We start from the raw sequence: 25,841 nt of genomic DNA, 5'->3' as shown, positions 1-25,841 counted from the left end.
AGGTAAAATTTTGATAAAAGATCTAGCAAAAAACAAAAAAGCTTTGCACGACTTTAGCATACTTGAGACCTTCGAGGCTGGCATTGTATTAAAAGGTAGCGAAGTCAAAGCTCTAAGGGCTGGTAGAGCAAATCTAAAAGATAGCTTTGTACGTGTCATAAAAGGCGAACTTTTCTTACTAAACGCCCATATCAGCTATCTTGAGACTACACATAGCGCATTTCGTCCAAATGAACGAGCAGCCAGAAAACTTTTGATGCATAGAAAGCAGATCGATAAAATTTTCGGTCAAGTCTCACAAGATGGGCTTGCTCTAGTTGTTTTGGCACTTTATCTAAGCGATAAAAACATCGTAAAAGCAAGACTAGCCCTTGCAAAAGGTAAAAATTTACACGATAAACGCGAGACTCTAAAAAGACGCGAGGCAGACAAAGAGGCAAGAGCTGCCATAAAAAGATACGTTTAAGGGATAAGATGAAGAATTTGCTTGTTTTAATAATCACTTTATTTGCTTTTTTTGGTTGTGGTGAAGATGAGAGCGGTAGTGTAAATTTTAAAGAATTTAGTCCAAATGAAGAGGTTAAACTTGTGGATGTAAGCGGCAAGGAGCTTACTTTAGTTAGAAAAGATCACGGCTTTGCCATCAAAAATGATGAAAATAAGGTTTTAATGATCGACATTTTTGGTACATTTTGCCCGCCTTGCCAAAAAGAGGCAGCCGAACTTACAAAATATCAGCTTGAAAACAAAGATAAATTTACACTAATTGGACTAACTCATTTTGAAAATGTCACAAATGAGTATGTTTTGCATGAATTTATGCAAAAATTTAATGCCTACTATTTCATAACAAACGATCAAAAGATAAATGACAGACTTGCCGAACAGATCGTAAGAGACATCGAATATAAACACGAGATCGCACTACCTTTTAAGGTCGTGATAAAAAATGGCGAATATCAAATTTTAACAGACGTAGATAGCGGACAATACGGGGTAAAATACTATCTTGGTGGTATAAAAGTCACAAAAATGAAAGAAGATCTAGCAAAAATTTATGAGACAAAATAAATTTGCCCTATATTTGGAACATCGTTTGCTTATAAAAATGTGAAATTTCATAAGGATTTTAAATGTTTGTTTTAGATAAATCAAAATCTAGCCCACTTGTAGAATCAGCTCTTGCAGGCAGAGAACTACGCCAAAAACTAATCTCTGGCAATCTTGCAAACGTTGATACACCATTTTATAAAGCTAGAGATATAAGATTTGAAGATGTTTTAAAAGAAAAAGCAAATGAAATTTATAACACTTCAAGCCAAAAAAAACTACAACTTGCTAAGACAAACGAAGCGCATATGGCTGCGGTTGATTTTCCAAAAAGCGACACAGCTCAAATTTTCTTGCGTGATGGTCATATGGCTAGAAATGACGCAAATACAGTCGATCTTGACGTAGAAACAACAGAAATGGGCAAAAATACAGTTATGATAAACGCCCTTGATAATGCCTACAAGGCTCAAAGTAATATCTTTAAAAGCGTAATAGACGCAAGTGCTAAGAACTAGGAGAAATGATGTCATACTTAAATGATTTTGATATTAGTGGATACGGACTAAGCGCACAACGCTTCAGGATGAACGTCATCAGCTCAAACATAGCAAACGCACAGACTACAAGAACAGCTGAAGGTGGCCCTTATAGAAGGCAAGAAGTGATCTTTAAAGAGATGAATTTTGATAAAATTTTAAACGACCAGCTTAAAAGCTCACAAAGTCTACTAGAGTATGAAAATCCACTCGACGACCCAAGCTCACCAAGAAACGCTCACCCTGCCCTAACTAGCGTGATCGTAGATAAAGTGGTGCGTGATGATAAGGACTTTCAGCTAAAATATGACCCGAGCCATCCAGACGCAAATGCAAATGGCTACGTCGCATTTCCAAATATAAATCCAGTCATCGAGATGTCTGACCTACTTGAAGCAACAAGGGCATACCAAGCAAACGTGGCAGCCTTTCAAAACGCAAAAACAATAGCACAAAGTGCGATATCACTTATTTCAGGACAAGCATAATGATAAATAGTATAAATTTAGACAAAATAAATAAAAATGAAAATTCAAATAAAATAGCGAAAGCAGGCGAAGAAGGCGGCTTCGAAAATGCTCTAAACGACTCTTTAAAAGAGCTAAATAAAGTGCAAATCAACGCAGATAAAGCCATAGCCGATCTTGCGACTGGCGAGGTAAAAGATCTTCACCAAGCTGCTATTGCGATAGGCAAAGCAGAGACTAGTATGAAGCTTATGCTAGAAATTCGTAACAAAGCACTAAGTGCTTATAAAGAAATTTCTAGAACACAAATTTAAGTCATTAATGAATTCCAGAAAATCAAAAATAACCATACTTTTTTTATTAATTACTTTTGGAATTTCAATATTCGTACTTGTCATATTTTATAGAGCAAGTATCGAGCGAAAGCTTCCTAGGCTTCAAACAAGCGATATAAACACAGCAATTCGTGGCAATATAATCACAAAAGATGGTTTTAGCATCTCTTCAAGTCAAAAGCTCTACAAAGTGATGCTTGATACTAGAAATATTGATCCTAATAAAAAAGAGATGTTTATCAAGCTATATTCGCTTTACAGCGGCGACGATCCAAACAAAGTAAGAAAGATTATAAATGGCACAAAAGGTATCGTTACGCTCTCATATAGCATTGATGCAAAGGGTGCTACCTACCTTCAAGAGCTCTCAAGAAAGCTAAATCGCAAGAGCATTTTGGTTTCATACCTTGACCCAAAAACAGGTCTTGCTTCATTTCAGGGCATGAGAGTAATGGAGAGCGGACAAAATCGTAAATTTATGTCAAAAGATGCTCTCACGCCAGCTATTGGCTACGTGAGCAAAACTGAAAGTGACGCGCTTACAAAAAGCAAAGGCGTAAAAGGTCTTGAGAGATATTATGAAGATTATTTAGCTCCTATACAAAATGCAAAAATTTTAGGGCCTCGCGATATTGGAAATAATATTATTTTAACAAGTGACTCAAATTTAGCAACAAGAGTAGATGGCTACAATGCAGTACTTTCTATACCATTAAAATTTCAAACTAAACTAGAGCAAATTTTAGATGAAAAGCGTGAATTTCTAGATGCAAAAGAGTTAGTCATCTGCATAATGAATAGCAAAAATGGAGAAATTTTAGCCCTAGCCTCTAGCTCAAGATATGATCCTTCGAATATAAGAAAGCAAGATTATAGCGCTCTAAACTCTACCGTTAGTGAATATGCTTATGAAGTTGGCTCGGTTTTTAAGCCATTTATATTTTCCATCTTACTTCAAGAGAAGAAAGTAAATCCATTTGAGCTTGTAAATACCTATAATGGCCGATACCAACTTGGCAAAAGGATAATCAAAGATACCCACCCAGAGCCTTTTATGAGTGCTGAGGATATAATCGTACATAGCTCAAACATCGGCATGATTCAGCTTGTTGAGCGTTTAAATGGGCCACAAATTTATCAAGGACTTTTAAATTTTGGCTTTTCAAGAAAAACAGGAATAGATCTACCTTACGAGCAAGTAGGTATGATGCCAACAGTTACAAAGCTAAACTCATCGACATATAAGGCGACTGTGAGCTACGGATACGGCTTGCAAGCTACATTTATGCAACTTTTAAAAGCCTACAATATATTTAATAATAAAGGCATTGAAGTTACTCCTCACATGGTCGCCTACTTAGAAAGAAATGGAAAAAGATACGATTTGCCAAAGTTCGAGCCAGCTCAAGTTATATCACAAGAAACCGCAAAGATAATGAAGAGAATTTTAATAAAAACGGTTGAAAAAGGTACTGGACTAAAAGCCTTTACGCCAGGACTTGAGATAGGTGGCAAGACCGGAACTGCCCACATTGCTTCAGGTAGTGGTGGATACAGTAACACCTACAATGGCTCATTTTTTGGCTTTGTAAATGATACAAGAGGCAATAGCTACACAATAGGCGTTTTAGCAAGGGACCCTAAAAGACCTTACTACTACTTCGGCGCTCAAAGTGCCTTACCTATGTTTAAAAAAGCAGTTGATCTGATGATTGAGGATGGATATTTATTTCCTGATGCAAATGTAATAGCTGAGTTTGAAGCCAAAAAAGATAAGCTTAAAAACGATAAGACAAAACAAAAGCCTGCTTTGGACTAAAATTTTAAAAACAAAAAAGACCTAAAAACTAAGCAAAAACTAAATGTAAAAATTTCTCTTGCTTTTTGGCGTTTTCTCTAATTGCAAAACCTTTAATGCTCTTAAATACTTTTAACTTCTAATAGCAATTAAATTATAAATGAAAAATCTAAACTGATCAAAAAATTTTAAGTCTTTAATATTTTTAGAAGTTATCTCTTTGTCATCTTTATAGTTTTTTCCGCCTAAAAAGAGCAGATAAATAAGTGGGGTAACATAATTAAATCTTAAGAAAAGCGCTACGATACAATGAAAAAAGCCGTAGTTATATTTGATACAAACATAAAAGCCATAAATTATATATGATATCATTAGAATCAAAAAAGCATAGAAAACAAAGCTTAAACCAGTATAATCTGAAATATTTAAAAAGCTACAAACTAAAATAAAAGTACCTACCAAAGCAGGCAATATAATGACTGGAAAAATTAGATGAAGCCCAATTAGGTCAAATTTACTTTTATAAACCTTTATATTATATCTACCCGCAGGGATTATCAAAAATATAGGCAATACGATTGAAAATAAAATAAGAAATATCACGTACATAGAATCAAAATCATAAGAACTCATTTTTATACCAAATTTAATTTTAAGATATTTTAACTACACTTTTTTGAATAAATTTATCTACGATTTTTGCGATTTTCTATGCCGATTTTCTCACTCTCTTCTATCTCGACAATATAGCTTGGATTTTTCTTTTTAGCTTCTTTGTCTAAAAAACTGATGAGCTTTGCATCAGAATTTTTATGAGAGCAGATTAAAATTATAAAATTTATATAGTTATTTGCCTCTTTTGGCATGACTTGGTTATTTTTAGCTGGTATACTAAAATTTCCTACAAAGATTTGAATAAGTTCGAAAAGCTCGTTTTTACTTAAACTATTATCACCAGCAAGCTTTTCAAGCTTTTCGATCGTTATCTCTTCTTTTTCTAATGCAAGCTCCTTTATTTCGGCGCTATAATCTCTATTTCTTAAAAGTAAATAGATTAACGCACAAATTGCAATTAATAGCAATACAATAAAGAAAACTATTAGACCTTTTATTAGCATCTAAAGCCTTGAGCAAAGTGATCGCTTTGTAAATGCTAAAATACTCATAAGCACCATTATTATGATACTAATCCAGATAAAATCAGGCACTGGCAATGGATCGCCAGCTGCATACGAGTGCATACCAGCTAAATAAAAATTTACACCAAAATAAGTCATAATAATCGACCAATAAGCAAAAAATGAAGCCACTGCAAATGCATACTGGTTGTTTAGTTTTGGAATAAATCTTATATGAAGAACCGCGGCATAAACAAGTATCGAAACTAGCGCCCAAGTCTCCTTGCTGTCCCAGCCCCAATATCTGCCCCAACTCTCGTTCGCCCAAACACCGCCTAGGAAATTTCCAAGAGTAAGCAAACTAAGTCCTAGTATCATAGCCATCTCATTTATACGAGTGGCTTCGAGGATATTGCGAGAAATTTCTGGATTTGGCTTTTTCTTATTTTGTAAAATGATAAGCAATAGTGTAAAGCCGCCAAGTAATGCGCAAAGCCCTAAAAATCCATAACTTGCAGTAATGACAGAAACATGTATTGTTAGCCAGTAGCTTTGAAGCACCGGCACAAGTGTAGTGATCTGCGGATCCATCCAGCTAAGGTGCGCAACAAACAATGTAACACCTGCCAATATAGACGTAAGAGCAAGAGCAATAGGGCTACGTTTTGCAAAGACGATACCAGAAAATCCTAGAGCCCAAGCGATATAGACCATCGATTCATAAGCATTGCTCCAAGGCGCATGCTCAGCAATGTACCAACGAAGTCCAAGTCCGACAGTGTGAGTAAGAAAAGCTAGTAAATTTATAATGTATACAACTTTTACAATGCCATTTATCTGAACTTTTGGAGCTAGCATTTTAACAAAAACAAAAAACAAAAGCGCAAGGCCTGCTAAAAGATAAACCGGTGTCAATCGCTCAAAAATTTGAATTTTATTAAACAAAATTTCTATATTTATCTTTTCTTCACTTGGCATTACAGCAGAACCGTACTTTTGCTGATAGGCTGAAATTTTATCAAGTGCGGCATCAGCCTTACTCCAATCATTATCTTTTGTTGCTGCATCAACTGCTGCGAAATACTCTCTCATCATATTGATGACTAGATCAGCCTCCTTAGGCGGAAAGTACATCATTGCACTAGCAGGCGAATACCAAGAGTTTGATGGGTCATCTTGTTTTGGAAAAATTTTAAAAATTTCACCAATAAATATCATATAAAAAACATTCAATCTCTCATCGATCTTTATCACATCTTTATCAAATGTATTGCGTGATCCAGGGTGCTTGCGATTAGCAATTTCAGCAAATTTTGTGAGTTTATATTCACTTCCGCCATCTTTTGTGGTTCTAAAAAAATCATTAAAACTTGCATACTTTGCATTTTCATCTATGCCAAGCTCTTTTTTTAGTTCCTTACTTTGCCCAAGTGAGATAATTTTTTCACTTCGCCAAAAATCAGGTGTTACCATTATTGAAAGCATTGCTTGATTTGAGTTTAGGCTATTTATGTTCTCACTTCTATGTATTTTATTTAAAATTTCTTTGCTAAGAGTATCAAATGGCTTCATTCTACCATCTGAGCTTTGCACAATAAGTCTAGAAAGCTTTTGTGTGTGCTCTTTGCTGATATTAGGCAAAAAGTCTTCAGCCTTTAATGAGCTAAAATTTAAACTTAAAAGCATAATGGCAATGATAGCAACAACCTTTTTACCACCTTTTGTTGATTCATTGTCTATTAACTTAGCTAGTTTTCTAAAACGGCTACCAGGATTTACAACATTTAACACAAAGCCAAGCCCAAGTAAAAAGTACCCGATATAAGTTGGTATCTTGCCTGGATCTTTATTGACAGAGAGAATGGTTCCTTTTTCGTCTGTATCGTATGAGCTTTGGAAGAATCTATAGCCATCATAGTCAAGTACATGATTCATATAAATTTTATAGTCAAGCCCTGACATGTTTGTATCATCTTTTACAATAACTTCACTTGAATAGCTCATAGGCGAATTTGAGCCAGGATATCTTTTAAGCTCAAAGTCTTTTAAGTATAGGCTAAACGGGAGTTTAACTTGCTGCGCACCCCATGAAGCGTTAAATTTTTGTCCAGCCACAGCCAAGCGTGAAGGCTCTGTTAGGTTATAAAAAATATGCATCTCTTTACTGTCGCCTTTATAATTTAATTCAGCTATCAAGGCGTTAAATTCGCTATCTTTTGTGCTAACTAGCTTCTTTGAGGCATGAACTGAAACTAATCTTGGAGCAAAATTTATATTTGAAATAGTATAAAGACTACCCATGCCAAATTCATTTACGCTACCAGCTTTTAACTCAGTTTTTGAACTATCACTCATTGTAAATTTTGAAAGATTAGTATTTGAAGTAACTGTGAAATTTCCGTCCACTAATTTAAAAAGTACATATTTTTTGCTCTCGTCTGGCTTAGCATTAAAGATAAAACTAATATCTGCAACCCTTGCTTCCTCTTCTTCTAACAAGAAAATTTCTTCACTTTCACTCTCGTTTGAAACCACAAATTCCACTACTGGTTGCCCATTTTTATCATCCACAAACTTATAACTTGCATTTGGCACAAATTCTTTAAATTTTAAATTAGCTTCATTATCTGCTATTTTTAGCTTTAGATCAAAACCTTTTTTTGCATCAGAAATTCCTAGTGGCAAAGCAGCGTTTATCTCTTCTTCATTATCGTTTAATGCGGTTAAATTTAAATAGGATATTTTTGTCGTAACGATATTTGACTGAGTTTTTTCTCTTATATGCATATCAGCCTCAAAGCCAAGGTATCTTGTTATACCAGCACCGATTAAGATAACGATAAAACCAAGGTGGAAGATAAGAGAAGGGAGTTTTTTTGGATCTATTAAGCTATATCTAAAGATATTATAGGTCAAATTTATGCCAAGAAGTAGTTGAATGAGCGCAAACCAGCTGGCACCATAAACATAGTACCATGCAGCTTCTGTACTAGTTTTACTTTCTATTATCGTAGCGACTCCGCTAGCTATGGCAAAGATTATCATCAAAATGATAGCTGAGCCCATACTTAAAAATAATGATTTTGGATTTAACATCTGCTTCCTTTTATTTATATTATGACAAAGCTATCAAAGTGAAACTTATCTTAAATAACTGCCTTGCTTTGTTTGAGTAGAGACTGGTTTGTTTTCATTTGCGTCTTGCTCAGCAAATGCATCTTTGCCTTTTAGATAGGCGAGAATCGCGCCAAGATCATTATTTGAAAGAATTTTAGCTTGGTTTTGCATTACATTTTTGCCGCTTCCGCCAAAACTTGAGTCACTTCTATAAGAGATGATACTATCTTCAATATCTTTAGCATCCATATTTTTTAGAGGTGTTGAACCAAATGGCCTTTTATCAGCATTCTCGCCATGACAGCTAGCACATTGCTTTTCGTAAAGCTCCTTACCTAAAGAAACACTATATCTACCCTTTCTATCAACGCCCAATTTTAAAATTCTATTATCTTTATAGCGTCTTGGATCTTCATCGACATAGATATTTACTTTTTCATTTCTATCATTAGCCTGCTTTTTTGCCATTTCTGCAAGTTCTTTACCAAACTCACCACGAGCTTCTATATAGTAGACTTGTGAAGCTGCAAAGGCATTTGCCACCAAAAAACACGCCAAAAAAGAAATTTTAATACTTTTCATAATTTTCCTTGAAATTTTGCTCTAAATTTAAAAATCCCGGATCAGATTGCTCCGACCCGGGATTATATCATAAGTTGATTAATGAGCTACGATTAGAATGAGTATTTAGCTTCAAATCTGAATTGATCTTCTTTGTTTTTAGCCTCATCAGCAAATTTTGAAGTTTTGAATGCATAGTATGAGCTAAATGTTAGCTTTTTGCTATACTCATATGCAAATCTTGGAGTAATCTCTTCAACTTTTTCTTTGCCATTTTCGCCAGCAGCTGCAGCGTGTTTAATGTGGCCTTTTATGTAATCAACACCAACTGTAAATTTATCAAATGTATATCCAGCTGTTCCATATACTAGGTTTGCTTTTCCATCAGCCCAAGTTGGATCAAGTGTAAGCTCACCAACATCTATTAGACTACCTTTATCTTCAAGAGCAAATGATGTTACACCTTTATTATCAACTTTCCAACCCATATAACCAGCTCTCAAATCAAAGCCAAATAGTGAAGCTGTAAGTTCGCCAGCATAGAAGTTACCATCATTATAGTTTGCAACGCCATTAGATTCATCTATACCTTTAGAAAGATGTGCTTTTGCACTTTTATCTACAGTAGTATTTATATAGTTAACTCTACCACCTAAGCTAACATCATCATTAATAGCAAAATTTGCTGAAACATCAGCTGCAAGTAGATCAGCTAGATTTGTTAGGCTAGCATACCATAGTTGGAAATTAATAGGATCATATGAGCCAGCTATACCAGCCGCATATAGATTACCAACATCATAAATATTTAAGTAACCAGTATTTACATATAGATCTCCATCACTCTCAACACTATCACCCTCAATTGCATCAAAAGCTAAAGCAGTAAGTGTTAGTCCTTCAATATCTTCATTTACCACTCTTACACCAGTAGCGATAGCATCATCTGTAAAGAATGAGCCAATCTCTTGTTTGCCAGCTGTTATAGTGGTGTTTCCAGCTTTATAACCAAGATAGAACTGATGAACTTCAAAGGCATTGGTTGTATTTGTTTTATCTGTACCAGTGCCTCTAGAGCCTTGATTGCCCTGAGTATTATCACCAGATTTATCAGTAGCGTTATATCTTAAACCAATAACACCAAAGAAGTTATCATCGATAGCAGCTTTAAAATTTGTTACTGCTTTAAATTGATGACCAGCTTTTGAGCCAGACTCTGATTTTGTATTAGAAAACTCACCGTGTTTTTTATCGTTTGTATATCTATATCTTGCAAATCCTGAAAGATCTACATTTTTTATAGCTTCTTCAAGTGGAGTAGCACTTGCTACACTTGAAAATGCACCTAAAGCAACCAAAGCGGCTAAACTAATTTTTGTTAGTTTCATTTTTTCTCCTTTTAAGGTTTTGTGTCGACGATTATAATCAATAAAATTTAACATGAAGCTTAAAATTTTTAATTTCAGTTACCGATCGTTTACCGTAATTAATCAAAAATAGATACAAGTTGATAATTTTAAATAAAACAAGGACAAAATTTTAAAGGAATAAAAAGAAAAAGGGGCTGTTGCTTTGCCCCTTAAAAGGAGTTCTAGTTTTGATTGCTGTTGAAATTATATAAGCAAGCAGTAAATCAACGGTAATTAAAAAGAAATTTTTTCCTCTTTTGGCACTTCGATATTTGTTTTTACATTTTTTCTTTTAATAATGACTTCATTTTGTGGCTTTTTTATACCATTATATAAGCCACGAGAGCCGCCCTCTTTTATAAGAAGCATATCTATAAGTTTATCTGCATAAAATGTTGCATAGACTAAGTCGCCTTTATCATAATAGTATCTATTTGCACAAAAATTTGCTTTATTGAGTTTGTGGTTTTTTGTATCGCTCGCCACTATTTCATAGCAGTATTTTGAATCTTTATAAGTAACCTCTTTTATAAAACCTTTGATTGAGCTTTTTACTGGTGTATTTTGCATGACCTGTCTTGGCTGTTTTCGCACTGGTGGGTTATCCTCAAAAAATGAGCAACCCAAAAACATGATAGCAGTTGCCAGTGGAAGTAAAATTTTAGCTTTCATCTCTTCTCCTTAGTGTAAAACGGCGAAGTATAACTTTTAAGATTAAATAAATTTTGTGGGAAATTAAAGGATCGTATCTAAATTTATATACACGATCATACAAATTTATCTTAGGCGAGCCTGCCTAAAATAGTTAAGCTGAAACATTTAAAACGTTACCGCCAAGCTCAGCGATCTTTTTATCAAGTGTCTCAAGAGTCTTTTCGATAGTTTTTTGTGAAATTTCAGGAAGCTCGCCTCCCCAAATTTTCTTCGCATCCTCAAAACCCTTTGCCACACCATCTCTACCAGCTTTTAGTTTTTCTATGTCATCACCTGCACCATTTAACACAAAGCTAGCTATCCTATCAGCCGTATTTGTGATACCAAAAAATCCATTCTCGCTAATAAGATCATTTGCCTCGTCACTACTTAGCTCGTTTAAAGATTTACCGTTATAGCCGATATTTACAAGATCAATGCCTGATAAAATTTCTGATAAATTTTTAGGCGCATTAAAGCTTAAGCCACCTTGAGCTAATAAATTTGAACTACTGCTTTTAACGATCTCTTTTTGATACTGCGAAAAGTAGCTATTTGAAATGTCTTTGGCTGTTAAATTTGTAATTTCAGACTCTTTTTTAGAGATATCCTTTTCATCTTTATGAAGTGAAATTTCTGATTTTACATTTTCTTTTATACTTGAACTATTATATGAGTTTGCGATTTGAGAAATTTTCATTTTGACTCCTTAAAATTTATAGAATCAATATCGCCAAAAAGTAGAATTTATTTAGATAAAGCGGGAAAACTCCCGCTAGTAGTTATTTGCTAAGTGTTGCGTTTAGCATCCAGATCGCTTTTTCAAATTTTGCGATTTGATCTTGTGCATACATTTGAGTTGTTGTATCGCCTTCTGCAAGCTCGTCAAGCTTTTTAAACTCGCCCAAAAGGTGTTTATAATCAGCCAAGACAATCTCTAAAACCTCTGTTGGAGTGTAAATTTCTTTTGGCTCGTGTTTGATATGAGTAACTTTTGCTAGCTCCTCAGCCTTGACGATAGGTCTGCCACCAAGCATAAGAGCTCTCTCAGCTGCATCGTCAAATATCTCACTCATATCTTCGTAAGCCTTTTCTGTGTATTCATGAACGCTAAAAAATTGAATACCTTTTACATTCCAATGAAGGTCGTGAAATTTAATATAAAGTGCATTTGCATCAGCCTGAATAACATTTAATTGTAAAATAACTTTTGACATTTTGTCTCCTTCTTTATTATAAATATGATGAAATTATATATAGCTAGAGTTAATCGGTGGTTAATCAAATAATAAATTTTATTATTTGATATAAAATTTGACTACAAAATAAATTTATCTTGTAGTCAAATATAGGATCACAAAATTTGTCTATTTTTTATAAGGCGTAGTTTTATAGCCTTGCTCGATCAAGCTACTCATACCTCCATCTAAATTTATTATCTTAAGATCCGAGCTATCTATCGCTGCGGCTGCTGCTGTACTTCTTCTGCCACTTCTACAAACAAGAGCAATAGGTTTTTTGACATCAACTGCCTTTGAAAGCTCCTCTAAAAATGCACTCTTATCGTTTGGATTAAAAGTTATAGTCTTTGCACCTGCGATAACGCCAGTCTCTTGCCACTCAGATGGAGTTCTTATATCGATAATTTGATCATATTTTTTGATCTCATCTGGGCTTATATTAACAGTTTTAACAGCAGCTGACAACATACAACAAACAGCTCCTAAAAGTAAAATTTTTTTCATCTACTCTCCTTAAATAAATTTTTGAAATGTTAGCACGGATTATTAAATATATAAAAATTTTTGTTGATAAAATTTATTAGTTTAGATAAAAATTAATAATATAACGTGTTGATAAAAAAGCTAAGCCCACTACGAATGCATATATAGATAAACCGACTAGATTGATGAAAAATACAGCTGCTTACCATTACACATTTTTATAAAAATTTTTCTTTGATTTTAGTGATCTTATTTGTATATCACTTATGATCTTATTTTTTAAAAGTTTATTCTTTCTATTTTTTCTTTTACTCTATTTGCTGATCAGCATAAGAATATTTTTTATAAATTGCTATATCTTATTATACGTTTTAGTATATTTTAAAAAACACTTGTTTGGATACTTTGTATTTTACAAAAATGATTGCTGATGGATGGTGTCCCCAACAGGGTTCGAACCTGTGGCCTTAGAATTAGGAATTCTACGCTCTATCCAGCTGAGCTATGAGGACAATTCATATATTTTGTAGATAAATTTTATCAGAATAATTAATTTTTAAAGGACAGATTACTCTGCCCTTCTTTGGTTAATTAGCCATTTCTCTTTTTAATGATCTCATCACTTACGTTTTTAGGAACTTCTTCGTAGTGATCAAATTCCATTGAATAAGTTGCACGGCCTTGAGTCATTGAACGAAGATCTGTTGAATAGCCAAACATTTGAGCTAATGGACAATAAGCTGCAATGATCTTTACACCATTTCTATCATCCATTGAATTTACTTGGCCACGGCGTTTGTTAAGGTCGCCTATAACATCACCCATATACTCTTCTGGAGTTTCTACTTCAACCTTCATCATAGGTTCAAGGATAACCGCACCTGCTTTTCTAGCACCCTCTTTAAAGCCCATTGAAGCAGCAAGTTTAAACGCCATTTCAGATGAGTCAACTTCATGGTAGCTACCATCAAATAGTGTAACTTTAACGTCTTCAACTGGGTAACCAGCAAGAACACCGCTTTGAAGTGCCTCTTTGCAACCTTTTTCAACAGCTGGAATATATTCTTTTGGAACAACACCACCTTTGATATCATTAACAAATTCAAATCCACTAGCAGCTGGAAGCGGCTCAATACGTAAAAATACGTGACCATATTGACCACGACCGCCTGATTGTTTAGCATATTTATACTCTTGCTCAACTGTCTTACGAATAGTCTCACGATAAGCAACTTGTGGTTGTCCAACTTCAGCATCTACTTTAAATTCACGGAGCATACGATCAACTATGATCTCCAAGTGAAGCTCACCCATACCACTAATGATAGTTTGTCCGCTCTCTTCGTCTGTGCTAACTCTAAAACTTGGATCTTCTTGAGCTAGTTTTTGAAGTGCTATTGCCATTTTTTCCTGGTCTGCTTTTGTTTTTGGCTCAACTGCAACACTAATAACTGGTTCTGGAAAGTCCATTCTTTCAAGGATAACTTTATCTTTCTCGCTAGCTAGAGTATCACCTGTTAGAGTATTTTTTAGACCAACAACAGCGCCGATCTCACCAGCAAAAAGCTCAGTAATCTCTTCACGTTTATTTGAGTGCATTTTTAGCAAACGACCGATTCTCTCTTTGCAGTCTTGAACTGTGTTGTAAGCATAGCTACCACTTTCAAGGCTTCCTCTATAAACACGGATAAATGTTAGCTGTCCAACAAATGGGTCAGTCATAATCTTAAACGCAAGAGCGGCAAATTCGCCATCATCTGTACTTTCAACAGTCACTTCAGCGCCATCTTCATAAACACCATTTATCGCTGCAATCTCATCTGGAGCTGGTAAATAATCAACAACAGCATCAAGTAGAGGTTGGATACCTTTGTTCTTAAACGCAGTTCCACAAAGCATAGGCGTGATAGTCATTCTCAAGCAGCCTGCTTTTATGCCTTTTTTAATCTCTTCTTCACTTAGCTCTTCACCAGCAAAAAATTTCTCCATCAAGCTATCATCTGTCTCTGAAACTGCTTCGATTAGTTTTGCACGGTATTCCTCTGCTTTTTCTTTAACTTCAGCTGGAATTTCTTCTTCAACATAGTCAGTTGGCTTTTTCTCATCATTCCAAACGTAAGCTTTCATTCTTACAAGGTCAACCACACCTCTAAAGTTATCCTCAGCACCTATAGGAATTTGAATAGGTATTGGGTTTGCTTTTAGTCTTTCTCTAATCTGCTCTTCAACTCTAAAGAAATTTGCACCAATTCTATCCATTTTATTAACAAAAACGATTCTTGGTACGTGATATTTATTTGCTTGCCTCCAAACAGTTTCTGATTGTGGTTGAACACCACCAACAGAACAAAATACTGAAACAGCACCATCAAGAACACGCATAGAACGCTCAACTTCGATAGTAAAGTCAACGTGTCCCGGAGTATCAATTAGGTTTATTTGATAACCCTTCCAAAATGCCGTAGTTGCAGCTGAAGTAATAGTAATACCACGCTCTTTTTCTTGTTCCATCCAGTCCATGGTAGCAGCACCATCATGAACCTCACCTATTTTATGGCTCATACCAGTAAAAAATAAAATTCTCTCACTAGTAGTTGTCTTTCCAGCATCAATGTGAGCCGCAATACCGATATTTCTTACCTTATGTAAAGGCGTTTTTCTCTCTGCCATATTAATTCTTTCTTACCAGCGGTAGTGAGCAAATGCTTTATTAGCTTCTGCCATCTTGTAAGTATCTTCCTTCTTCTTGAAAGATGCACCTTTTGAGTTTGCCGCATCTAAGAGCTCATTCGCTAGTTTATCTATCATAGTTCTTTCGCTTCTCTTTCTAGCGTAAGTTATAAGCCAGCGAATAGCAAGGGCTTGTTGGCGAGCTGGGCGAACCTCAACTGGCACTTGATAAGTAGCACCACCAACACGGCGTGATTTAACTTCTAAAATAGGTTTTACATTTTCAATAGCATCGTTAAAAATATCGATGCCTTTAACCTCAGCATTTTTCTTTTCTATGGCTTTAATGGCACCATACATTATCTCAGTAGCGACGCTTTTTTTTCCATCATACATAAGAGAATTAATAAATTTAGTGATTATTTTATTTCCGTAAATCGGATCAGGTAAGACTTCCCTTACAGGGGCTTTTCTTCTTCTCATTTTGATCTTTCCTTCAAATTTTTATGAAATTTTACTCAAACGTTTGCAAATTTTAGCAACGTCTGCGAACCTAAATTTTTACTTTTTTGTTGCAGCTGCAGCGCCAGCTTTAGGGCGTTTCGCACCATATTTAGAACGAGAAACTGTTCTTTTTGCAACACCAGCAGTATCAAGTGCACCACGAACGATGTGATATTTAACACCTGGTAAGTCTTTAACCCTACCACCGCGAACTAAAACGATACTGTGTTCTTGTAGGTTGTGACCTTCACCACCGATATAGCTGATGACTTCAAAACCGCTTGTTAGCCTGACTTTGGCAACTTTCCTCAAAGCTGAGTTTGGTTTTTTAGGAGTTGTAGTATAAACCCTAGTGCAAACTCCTCTTCTTTGAGGGCACTCTTTTAACGCTGGAGATTTTGACTTAACAGTCACTTTCTTGCGTTCTTTTCTGACCAATTGATTTATGGTTGGCACAATAATTCCTTTCAACTAAATTTATTAAAAAGACCTAATTTTATTTAAAATAAACTTAAATAACGGTTAATAAGTTAGACTTACTCATCTAATTCTTGATTTTATAAAAACTCTGCTGTCTTTATTTTGTATTAGTCTTGCTTGACAGCATATTTGCCACTACCTATCGAAAGAATACAAAGTGAAATAGCAATATAAAGGTAAATAAGTTCTGATTTAAAGCCATTAACTTCATTTAATGCAAATAAATTTGTAAATCCATAGTACGAGTATAAAATAGTAATACTAGTACCTAAAACTAGGATAGCACCTATCCTTGAATAAAAACCAATAATTAACATTATGGGTGCTAATACTTCTCCAAGATAAGAAAAATATGCTAAAAATTCAGGCAAACCAGCATTGACCAATATACCTTTTACCCCACTAAGTCCATGTAAAATTTTACCAAAACCATGCATAAAAAGGCAGATACCAAGTCCTAAACGTATAAACAAAAGTCCAAGATCAACATTTTTCATGAATTCTCCATGATGTGATTTAAAAATAAGGATTTTATTAGGTGATAGTTAATAGCTTGTAAATTTTTAATTGATTTAATTTTTTAAGGAGGTTAAGCCCCAAAAATAGGGGCTTAAAGTATTAGTTTTCTTTGATTTTTACTTTTTTATCTTTATAAAAACCAGTTCCGACTGGGATCATACGTCCAAGAATAACGTTCTCTTTTAGATCTTCAAGATAGTCAAATTTAGCAGCAATCGATGCTTCTGTTAAGACTTTAGTTGTCTCTTGGAACGATGCAGCAGAGATCACGCTATCACTTCCGATAGCTGCTCTTGTAACGCCTAACAAGATCGGCTCAGCAATAGCTGGCTCACCGCCCATGTTCATGATACGCTCGTTCTCTTCTTTAAATTTATTTCTTGAGACCATATCGCCAACTATGAAATTTGTATTTCCACTATCGACGATTTTGACTTGGCGAAGCATTTGAGAGACGATGATCTCGATATGTTTATCTGCGATCGCAACACCTTGGCGACGATAAACTTGTTGAATCTCGCTAATCAAATAGTAGTGAAGTGCTTTTTCGCCAAGAATTCTTAAAATATCATGGCTTGAGATTAGCCCATCAGTTAGTTTCTCGCCAGCATGGACAAATTCCCCATCTCTTACTTGGATCTGACGACTTTTCTCGATTAAATACTCAGCAGTTGTGCCATCTTCGGCTTGGATGATTATGCGCTCTTTTGAGCGAAGTGGTTTATCAAATCTAACCACGCCATCAATCTCTGCAACGATGGCTGTATTTTTAGGACGTCTTGCTTCAAATAGCTCACTTACTCTTGGAAGACCGCCGGTAATATCTTTTGACTTAGCAACAGCTTTTGGGGTCTTAGCCAAAATATCAGCCTGAGCTACTTCATCACCACTTGAGACAAAGATCGCAGTTTTTGGATCAAGCGGATACTTGATTAAATTTCCTTTTTTAGTAGCGATAATAATCGCAGGTTTTACACCGCTTGGTAAGTATTCATTGATAACAAGACGTCTTTGTCCAGTCGCCTCATCAGCTTGCTCAGTCGCACTATATCCTGGTTCAATATCTTCAAAGCTAACCACGCCAGCTTCTTCAGCAATAGTTGGAGTTGAGTATGGGTCCCACTCAGCAATAATCAACTTATCATCTTTTTCAGGTAACGAAACCACTGTCGCTCTCTCAACTGCATCATTATCAGAAACTTGAATGATAGAATTTCTTGGGATATAATGGCGAACCGCCTCACGTCCATCTTTATCAGAAACAACTACAAAGAAACCTTTTTCAGTTACTTTGTGACCTTTTTTGATATCTTTAACTCTATCAAGATAATCACCTTTTAATATGAAAAATTTAACCACGCCATTTGCGTCAGCTAAAATTTTACGAGTTACAGGATCTCCGTCTGAAATTTTAAGTTCACTAGCGTATGGGATACGATTTGGGATATTCCAACCCTCTTTTATGATCTCAACGATACTTTCATTCTCTTTTACCTTATCGCCACTTACATAAGGTATATACATCTTTCCTTCGATCTTTCCGCTAACACCAGCTAATTCATTTGGCTTAGCAAGATCATTTCTTCTAATTGTATATTTAACCTCTTCTTTTTTACCTTTTATCACGATATTTACATCTTCGTGGGCATATTCGATCTCTATTTTGCCGTCAATCGTTGATTTAATCTTTGGCTCAACAAGTAGTACAGCCGCGCTTCTTCTATTTGCAACGATCTTCTTATCGCCATTATCATAAGTATTAAGGTTATAATATCTGATGAATCCCTCTTTTTGGGCGATTACTTGACGATCTTGTTGCTCAGTAGAAGCCGTACCACCGATGTGGAATGTTCTTAGTGTTAGCTGTGTACCTGGCTCACCGATAGATTGGGCTGAAATGATACCAACTGCTTCACCTGGTTTTACAAGTTTGCCCTCACCCAAGTTTAAGCCGTAGCATTTTGCACAAACGCCTTTTGGTGCCTTGCACGTGATAGGTGTTCTAATGCTTACTGATTTTATACCAGCCTCAGTTATAGCTCTAGCTTTTTCTTCATCAAGTAGCGTGCCTTCGCTAAATAAAATTTCATTTGTTATAGGATCGATCACATCATCTGCTAAAACACGGCCTAATACTCTTTCTTCAAGGCTTTCTATTAGCTCGCCACTCTCTGTAATATCTGTAATTTCAACACCCTCGTGCGTACCGCAGTCATGCATTGTGACTTTAACATTTTGAGCAACATCGATTAGTTTTCTTGTTAAGTAACCGGCGTTAGCGGTTTTTAGCGCTGTATCTGCAAGACCTTTTCTAGCTCCGTGGGTTGAGTTGAAGTACTCCATTATGTTTAGACCTTCACGGAAGTTTGAAATGATAGGCGTTTCGATGATCGAACCATCAGGTTTTGCCATAAGACCACGCATACCAGCTAGCTGGCGAATTTGTGCTGCACTACCTCTCGCACCTGAGTCTGCCATCATATAAATCGAGTTAAATCCGCCCTTATCATTTTGGATAAGTTTCATCATCTCGCTTGCAACGCTGTTGTTTGTATCTGTCCAGATATCAATGATCTTGTTGTATCTCTCACTATCTGTTAAAAGACCAGCGCCGTATTGCTTTTGAATTTCTCGAACTTTTTTCTTAGCTTCGTCAATATATTTTTGCTTGCTATCAGGTACGATGATATCAGCAATAGAGATAGAAATTCCTGCTTTTGTTGCATATCTAAAGCCTAAATTTTTAAGCTTATCAAGGAAGTCAGCCGTTACTTCAAGACCGCCATTTCTATAAACATAATCAACCAAATTTGCAATGTCTTTTTTCTTCATGATCTTATTCCACATATTTTCAGGAACAAAATCAGGAAGTATGGCTCTTAAAATCAAGCGACCAGCTGTTGTAAAGATGATCTTGTTATCAACCATTGTTTTGATTTTAGCGTGAAGACCAAGAGTATTAGCCTCTTCAGCGATCATTACTTCATCAACGCTTGAGAAAATTTTATTTGCGCCTTTTTCGTCATTTCTCTCTAGGCTTAAATAATAAATTCCTAAAACCATATCTTGTGAAGGAACTGTGATAGCCTTACCGCTTGCAGGAAGCAAGATGTTCATTGAACTAAGCATCAAAATTTTGCACTCAGCGATAGCTTCCTGCGATAGTGGTACGTGAACAGCCATTTGGTCACCGTCAAAATCTGCGTTGAACGCCGCACAAACTAGTGGATGAAGCTGAATCGCCTTGCCCTCAACAAGCACTGGGTGAAACGCTTGGATGGAAAGCTTGTGAAGTGTCGGAGCACGGTTTAGCATAACTGGATAGTCTTTAACTACCTCTTCTAAGCACTCCCAAACCTCATTTGTCTTATCTTCTATCATCTTTTTAGCTTGCTTAACAGTTGTCGCATAGCCTTTTTCTTCAAGGCGAGCAAGCAAATGTGGTTTAAATAGCTCTAGAGCCATTTTCTTTGGAAGACCGCACTGATCCATCTTTAGCTTTGGACCAACGACGATAACAGAACGTCCAGAGAAGTCAACACGCTTACCTAGCAAATTCTGACGGAAGCGACCTTGCTTACCTTTGATGATCTCGCTTAGTGATTTTAGTGGGCGCTTATTTGCACCTTTTACTGCATTTGCTCTGCGGCCATTATCAAATAGCGCATCAACAGCTTCTTGAAGCATTCTCTTTTCATTTCTGATAATGATCTCAGGTGCATCAAGCTCAAGTAGACGTTTTAGACGGCTATTTCTGTTTATTACGCGGCGATATAGGTCATTTACGTCTGAAACAGCAAATTTACCACCATCAAGGCTGACTAGCGGTCTAAGATCAGGTGGAAGAACTGGCAAATTTGTTATCATCATCCACTCTGGACGGTTGCCTGAATTTAAAAAGCTCTCGATAACTTTTAGGCGTTTTACTATAGTCTTTTTCTTGGCCTCAGAATTTGTAGACTCCATCTCTTCTTTTAGTTGATTTAAAATTTCCATCAAATCAAGCTCGGCTAGCATATCATAGATGACCTCACCACCCATTCTAGCTGTAAAACCAGTCTCTTCGTATCTTGAAGCTAGGCTTTGATATTGTTCTTCATTTAAAACGTCGTATTTTTCAACTTTTTTAGAATTTTCATTGTCGTAATAAGCCTCACCAGCATTATCAACAATATATGCCTCATAGTAAAGTACGCGCTCAAGATCTTTCATCTTAATACCAAGAAGCGCACCAATACGGCTTGGCAAGAAATTTACATACCAGATGTGAGCCACTGGAGTTACAAGCTCGATGTGACCCATGCGAGAGCGGCGAACTTTAGATGTCGTTACTTCAACGCCGCACTTTTCACACTTAATGCCTTTATAACGCATCTTTTTATATTTGCCGCAAAGGCACTCGTAGTCACGGATCGGTCCAAAAATTTTCGCACAAAATAAGCCGTCACGCTCAGGTTTTAGCGTGCGGTAGTTGATAGTTTCTGGTTTTTTAACCTCACCATAACTCCAAGATTTTATCTTCTCAGGACTTGCTAAACGAAGTTGAAAAGCTTCAAAATCACGAGGTCTATGCTCTTCTTTTATCTCAACTGGTTTTAAATTAGTTAGTTTCATTTGTCTCATCCTCATCATATACTTCTACATCAAGAGCTAGTGATTTTAGCTCGTTTGTTAGAACAAAGAACGTCTCAGGGATACCAGTCTCAGGAACGTTTTCACCTCTTGTTAAAGCTTTGTAAGCAGAAAGTCTTCCCTCAACATCATCTGATTTTACAGTTAGCATCTCTCTTAGTGTATGAGCGGCACCATAAGCCTCAAGTGCCCAAACCTCCATCTCACCAAACCTTTGACCACCAAATAGCGCCTTACCACCGACTGGTTGTTGTGTAACAAGGCTGTATGGTCCAGTACTTCTTGCGTGAACTTTTTCATCAACCAAGTGGTGAAGTTTTAGCATATACATACAACCAACATTAACGCGTTCTCTTATCTTTGAGCCTGTGCGTCCGTCATATAGCTCAGTTTTACCGTCGCTATCTATCTTTGCCATCTCAAATAGTTTTGCAAATTCGTCAGCTTTAACACCTTCAAAAATCGGAGTTGCAAATCTTACGCCATTGCTCCAATCTTTTGCATATTCAAGAAGCTTCTCATCACTCATCTTACCAAGAGCTTTTTTAGCGTCCATTAGCTTAGCAACGCTTGCAATCTCTATCATCTTAGCTCTTAGCTCTTTTATCCACTCACCTTTTTTGGTCTCAAAAATTTCATTGATCTGCTCGCCTAAGCGGTAACCAACAAGACCAAGGTGGCTCTCTAAAATTTGACCGATGTTCATACGGCTTGGAACGCCTAGTGGGTTTAGCACGATATCAACGATCTGACCGCTTGGAAGATACGGCATATCGACTTCTCTAACTATATTTGAAACGATACCTTTGTTGCCGTGACGTCCAGCCATCTTATCGCCAACTTTTAGTTTGCGTTTTGTAGCTATATAAACTTTTACAAGTTTTACAACGCCACTTGGTAAAATGTCATCTTTTTCTAAAATTTCTATCTTAGCGTCGTGCTCTTCTTTGAGCTTTTTCTTCTCATTTTGGAAATAATTTTTTAGCTCATCATATTTCTTTTGGATATCTTTTGAAAAGCTTTTTACGATGGCATTTAGAGTAAATCTATTGATATTCTCAAAGTCAGCTTTATTGATCTTTGAGCCCTTTTTATACTCTTTTTTATTTACCTCTTGATCGCTCGCTAGTGGGTTTTTAGACAGAAGTGCTGTAACTTTTAGCATCTCTTCGCGGTCTAGCATAAGCAGTCTATCGTGGTGCTCTTTTTCTAAAAGCGTCTTCTCTTCTTCATAAGCTTTGTTCGTTCTACTATCTTTTTCATAGCCTTTTTTGGTGAAAATTTTAACATCAACAACAACGCCTTCCATTGAAGCTGAAGCATAGAGCGATTTATTTACAACATGGCCTGCTTTTTCACCAAAGATAGCACGAAGTAATCTCTCTTCTGGAGTTGGCTTAACTTCGCCTTTTGGAGATACTTTACCAACTAGAATCATGCCAGGTTTGATCTCTGTACCAATTTTTACAATACCACTTTCATCAAGGTGCATGAGCTCCTCTTCTTTGACGTTTGGTATATCTTTTGTTATCTCCTCAACGCCATCTTTTAACTCACGAGCCTCGATCTCTTTTTCATAAATATGAACACTTGTAAAAGCATCTTCACGTATCATTTTTTCGCTAATGACGATCGCGTCTTCGTAGTTGTAGCCATTCCAAGGCATAAATGCTATTAGTGCGTTTTTACCAATGGCTAGCTCGCCTTTTTCCATACTTGGACCGTCAGCAATTATTTGGCCAGCAACAATCTCATCACCTTTTTTAACTATCGGATGTTGAGAAAAAGTCGTATTTTGGTTTGTTCTTAAATTTTTCTCCAAAGAGTAATGATCGATATATGGACCAGCTTCGTCTTCGCCTAAAATGAATATATTTTTATTATCAACCTTTTCAACCACACCACTACGTTTTGCTTTTACGCTTTCCCATGCATCTCTTGCAATAACGCTTTCCATACCTGTTCCAACAATAGGAGCAGTTGAGCGAAGTAGTGGCACTGCCTGACGTTGCATGTTTGAACCCATGAGAGCACGGTTAGCATCATCATGCTCTAGGAATGGAATAAGTGAAGCCGCAACACCAGCTATCATACCAGAACAAAGGTCGATCAAAGCAACATCTTCTCTACGGGCAAGCATCATCTCGCCATCTTTTCTAACCTCAATCAAGTCCTCAACAATGTGTCCATTTTCATCAAGTTTAGTTGATGCTGGAGCTATAACATTGCCCTCTTCTTGAGTTGCGGTTAAGTAAACTATCTCATCAGTCACTTTGCCATCTACAACTTTTTTGTAAGGCGCTTCAACAAAGCCAAGATCATTCACTTTTGCATAGGTTGAAAGCGTATTGATAAGACCAATATTTTGACCTTCTGGAGTCTCAACCGGACAAATTCTGCCGTAGTGGGTTGGGTGAACGTCACGCACCTCGAAGCCAGCACGCTCTTTTACTAAGCCACCCTCGCCAAGCGCAGATAGACGGCGCTTGTGAGTAACTTCGCTAAGTGGGTTTGTCTGATCCATAAACTGGCTTAACTGTCCACCTGTGAAAAATTCCATAATTGTTGCAGTAATCATTTTTGGGTTAATGAGATCGTATGGCATAATTTCTTCGGTATTATTACTTAAGCTTGTAAATTTGTCGCGGATTGCCTTTTGCATCTTTACGAAACCAAGGTGAAGTTCGCTAGCAAGTAGCTCACCGATTGACCTTATACGGCGGTTGCCAAGGTGATCTCGGTCATCAATGTGACCTTGTCCGTTTTTAACCTTTATAAGATATTTCGCAGTTTTTATGATATCTTCGCTTGTTAGTAAAGTAACGTATTCTGGCACATCAAGAGAGAGCTTATGATTCATTTTCATACGACCAACTTTTGTTAAATCGTATCTCTCAGGGTTAAATAGCATATCATTTACAAAACTCTTTGCAGCCTCTTTAACAACTGGCTCTCCTGGTCTCATGACCTTATAAATTCTAATAGCCGCAAGATCATTTTCATCATCCACGCCCTCAGTTTGTTTTAAAACCTTAAGCATATCGTTGTCAGCTATGAAAGAATTTATAATCGCATCATCAACACCAGCAGCAGAGTTATTTATAATCTCAATACTTTCATGTTCAGCTAAAATTTTTGCAAGTTTATTCTCGTCAAGAGCAGATAGTGTATCATATAAAATTTCTCCACTCTCTGTATTTATTACAGGATTTGCCAAGTATCTACCGATAAGTGCTTCAACTGGGTATTCAACAAATTTTACGCCATCCTCGATCAACTTGTCAGCTTTTTTCTTAGTTAGACGTTTGCCTGCTTGGTGAAGAATTTCTCCATCTTCGTTTTTTATATCATATTCAACTCTTCCCAAATAATCTTCAGGATTAAAAAGAGTTAAGAATTTGTTATTTTTAATAATTAAATTTTGTATCGGATAAAACAACTTAATAATGTCTTGTTTTTTATATCCAAGCGCCCTAAATAATATAGTTACTGGTACTTTTCTACGTTTATTTATCCTAACATATAAAATATCTTTTGTGTCATATTCGAAATGTAGCCAAGAGCCACGATCAGGTATTATTTGAGCTGTATAAATTAATTTATTTGCAACAGTCGCGCTCTCTTCTTGTTTAAAAATAACACCTGGGCTTCTATGGAGTTGATTTACAACAACACGCTCAACACCATTTATAATAAATGAAATTCTATCAGTCATTAGTGGAATTTCGCGTATAAAAATTTCTTGTTCTTTTATATCTTTAACACCGACTTTATCACCTGTCTTATCATCTTTCTCATGAACGATAAGACGTATTTTCATCTTTAAATTTACAGAGTATGTAAGACCTCTTTCTATACACTCTCTGATCGTATATTTTGGTTTTCCAATTTCTGAGCCAACATATTCTAAAGTCAAACGATTTTGCGGATCATGTATTGGAAAGATTGATTTGAAAACTTTTTCTATACCGCTTTCTGTTTGATTGTTATTTAGATTTAAAAAATTATCAAAGCTCTTTTTTTGTAGTTGTAGTAGGTTCGGAACGTCTATCTCCTTAACGACATTAGAGAAGTCAACCCTAAGACGATTTCCTGAGTATAAGCTATTTAACATTGCATCTACCTCGTGGTAATTTTGAAAGAAAAGTATAGCCTTTTAACAAGGCATCTAAAATTTAAAAAAGAGAGAGCCTGTGCCCTCTCTTGAAATATTAAGCTCAAATAA

The 25,841-nt window shown here is 36.1% G+C and carries 21 protein-coding genes and 1 tRNA gene; 6 read left to right on the top strand and 16 right to left on the bottom strand.

Translation table 11 applies throughout. The annotated features are described in order from the left end of the window. The first annotated feature begins 13 nt into the window (after window positions 1–13). The 6 genes from smpB to G6W45_RS02365 all read left to right on the top strand — a co-directional run bounded on the left by smpB (window position 14) and on the right by G6W45_RS02365 (window position 4,210). Entirely contained in the window at window positions 14–466 is a 453-nt protein-coding gene (gene smpB, locus G6W45_RS02390; RefSeq protein WP_035170093.1) for an SsrA-binding protein SmpB, read from the top strand. A gap of 8 nt (window positions 467–474) precedes the next feature. Continuing rightward, the gene (locus tag G6W45_RS02385; RefSeq protein WP_107811420.1) at window positions 475–1,071 is read left to right on the top strand and encodes a thioredoxin domain-containing protein; all 597 of its coding nucleotides are present in this window, start codon (window positions 475–477) and stop codon (window positions 1,069–1,071) included. A 62-nt stretch (window positions 1,072–1,133) separates the two neighbouring features. Continuing rightward, entirely contained in the window at window positions 1,134–1,568 is a 435-nt protein-coding gene (gene flgB / locus G6W45_RS02380) for a flagellar basal body rod protein FlgB (protein WP_054196421.1), read from the top strand. Window positions 1,569–1,576: 8 nt separating this feature from the next. Beyond that, window positions 1,577–2,077 carry a flagellar basal body rod protein FlgC gene (flgC, locus tag G6W45_RS02375; RefSeq protein ID WP_054196420.1) on the top strand — a complete coding sequence of 167 codons (501 nt, stop codon included), beginning with the start codon at window positions 1,577–1,579 and terminating at the stop codon, window positions 2,075–2,077. Further along, window positions 2,077–2,370, top strand: a complete 294-nt coding sequence (fliE, locus tag G6W45_RS02370) for a flagellar hook-basal body complex protein FliE (protein ID WP_021090507.1) — start codon at window positions 2,077–2,079, stop codon at window positions 2,368–2,370. The genes flgC and fliE overlap by 1 nt, the downstream gene beginning before the upstream one ends. 7 nt (window positions 2,371–2,377) lie before the next feature. Beyond that, window positions 2,378–4,210, top strand: coding sequence for a peptidoglycan D,D-transpeptidase FtsI family protein (locus G6W45_RS02365; protein WP_194167389.1), 1,833 nt, complete (start codon window positions 2,378–2,380; stop codon window positions 4,208–4,210). A 111-nt stretch (window positions 4,211–4,321) separates the two neighbouring features. On the opposite strand, the gene G6W45_RS02360 is transcribed toward G6W45_RS02365, so the two are convergent. The 16 genes from G6W45_RS02360 to rpoB form a co-directional block, all read right to left on the bottom strand. Then, window positions 4,322–4,822, bottom strand: coding sequence for a hypothetical protein (locus tag G6W45_RS02360; RefSeq protein ID WP_242039029.1), 501 nt, complete (start codon window positions 4,820–4,822; stop codon window positions 4,322–4,324). A 53-nt stretch (window positions 4,823–4,875) separates the two neighbouring features. Beyond that, window positions 4,876–5,307, bottom strand: coding sequence for a fatty-acid--CoA ligase (locus G6W45_RS02355; protein ID WP_084108329.1), 432 nt, complete (start codon window positions 5,305–5,307; stop codon window positions 4,876–4,878). Next, window positions 5,308–8,403: a cytochrome c biogenesis protein CcsA gene (locus tag G6W45_RS02350; RefSeq protein WP_194167388.1), complete on the bottom strand. Its 3,096-nt coding sequence runs from the start codon at window positions 8,401–8,403 to the stop codon at window positions 5,308–5,310. Window positions 8,404–8,448: 45 nt separating this feature from the next. After that, the gene (locus G6W45_RS02345) at window positions 8,449–9,006 is read right to left on the bottom strand and encodes a c-type cytochrome (protein ID WP_194167387.1); all 558 of its coding nucleotides are present in this window, start codon (window positions 9,004–9,006) and stop codon (window positions 8,449–8,451) included. 92 nt (window positions 9,007–9,098) lie between these two features. After that, the gene (locus G6W45_RS02340) at window positions 9,099–10,373 is read right to left on the bottom strand and encodes an OprD family outer membrane porin (protein WP_194167386.1); all 1,275 of its coding nucleotides are present in this window, start codon (window positions 10,371–10,373) and stop codon (window positions 9,099–9,101) included. Window positions 10,374–10,628: 255 nt separating this feature from the next. Next, a complete protein-coding gene (locus G6W45_RS02335) occupies window positions 10,629–11,066 on the bottom strand; it encodes a hypothetical protein (RefSeq protein ID WP_072594871.1) in 438 nt (145 codons plus the stop codon). Window positions 11,067–11,199: 133 nt separating this feature from the next. Beyond that, window positions 11,200–11,787, bottom strand: coding sequence for a hydrogenase-4 component G (locus G6W45_RS02330; protein WP_194167385.1), 588 nt, complete (start codon window positions 11,785–11,787; stop codon window positions 11,200–11,202). Between the two features lie 82 nt (window positions 11,788–11,869). Next, the gene (locus G6W45_RS02325) at window positions 11,870–12,304 is read right to left on the bottom strand and encodes a Dps family protein (RefSeq protein ID WP_021090517.1); all 435 of its coding nucleotides are present in this window, start codon (window positions 12,302–12,304) and stop codon (window positions 11,870–11,872) included. A gap of 150 nt (window positions 12,305–12,454) precedes the next feature. Beyond that, window positions 12,455–12,832 carry a rhodanese-like domain-containing protein gene (locus G6W45_RS02320; protein ID WP_194167384.1) on the bottom strand — a complete coding sequence of 126 codons (378 nt, stop codon included), beginning with the start codon at window positions 12,830–12,832 and terminating at the stop codon, window positions 12,455–12,457. A 414-nt stretch (window positions 12,833–13,246) separates the two neighbouring features. Further along, window positions 13,247–13,323, bottom strand: a tRNA-Arg gene (locus G6W45_RS02315). A gap of 79 nt (window positions 13,324–13,402) precedes the next feature. Further along, window positions 13,403–15,481, bottom strand: a complete 2,079-nt coding sequence (fusA, locus tag G6W45_RS02310; protein WP_087576841.1) for an elongation factor G — start codon at window positions 15,479–15,481, stop codon at window positions 13,403–13,405. A 12-nt stretch (window positions 15,482–15,493) separates the two neighbouring features. After that, window positions 15,494–15,964, bottom strand: coding sequence for a 30S ribosomal protein S7 (gene rpsG, locus G6W45_RS02305; protein WP_107695338.1), 471 nt, complete (start codon window positions 15,962–15,964; stop codon window positions 15,494–15,496). Between the two features lie 78 nt (window positions 15,965–16,042). Continuing rightward, window positions 16,043–16,441, bottom strand: a complete 399-nt coding sequence (gene rpsL / locus G6W45_RS02300) for a 30S ribosomal protein S12 (protein WP_021090705.1) — start codon at window positions 16,439–16,441, stop codon at window positions 16,043–16,045. Window positions 16,442–16,572: 131 nt separating this feature from the next. Beyond that, the gene (locus G6W45_RS02295; RefSeq protein ID WP_194167383.1) at window positions 16,573–16,962 is read right to left on the bottom strand and encodes a DoxX family protein; all 390 of its coding nucleotides are present in this window, start codon (window positions 16,960–16,962) and stop codon (window positions 16,573–16,575) included. 121 nt (window positions 16,963–17,083) lie between these two features. Then, window positions 17,084–21,598 carry a DNA-directed RNA polymerase subunit beta' gene (gene rpoC / locus G6W45_RS02290; RefSeq protein WP_021091033.1) on the bottom strand — a complete coding sequence of 1,505 codons (4,515 nt, stop codon included), beginning with the start codon at window positions 21,596–21,598 and terminating at the stop codon, window positions 17,084–17,086. Further along, window positions 21,585–25,730 carry a DNA-directed RNA polymerase subunit beta gene (gene rpoB / locus G6W45_RS02285; protein WP_194167382.1) on the bottom strand — a complete coding sequence of 1,382 codons (4,146 nt, stop codon included), beginning with the start codon at window positions 25,728–25,730 and terminating at the stop codon, window positions 21,585–21,587. The genes rpoC and rpoB overlap by 14 nt, the downstream gene beginning before the upstream one ends. Between the last annotated feature and the right edge of the window lie 111 nt (window positions 25,731–25,841).

This window comes from Campylobacter concisus, assembly GCF_015229955.1.
GTDB lineage: Bacteria > Campylobacterota > Campylobacteria > Campylobacterales > Campylobacteraceae > Campylobacter_A > Campylobacter_A concisus_AT.
Note: the sequence above shows the minus strand (reverse complement) of the source record. Positions and strands in the feature narration are given on the sequence as shown.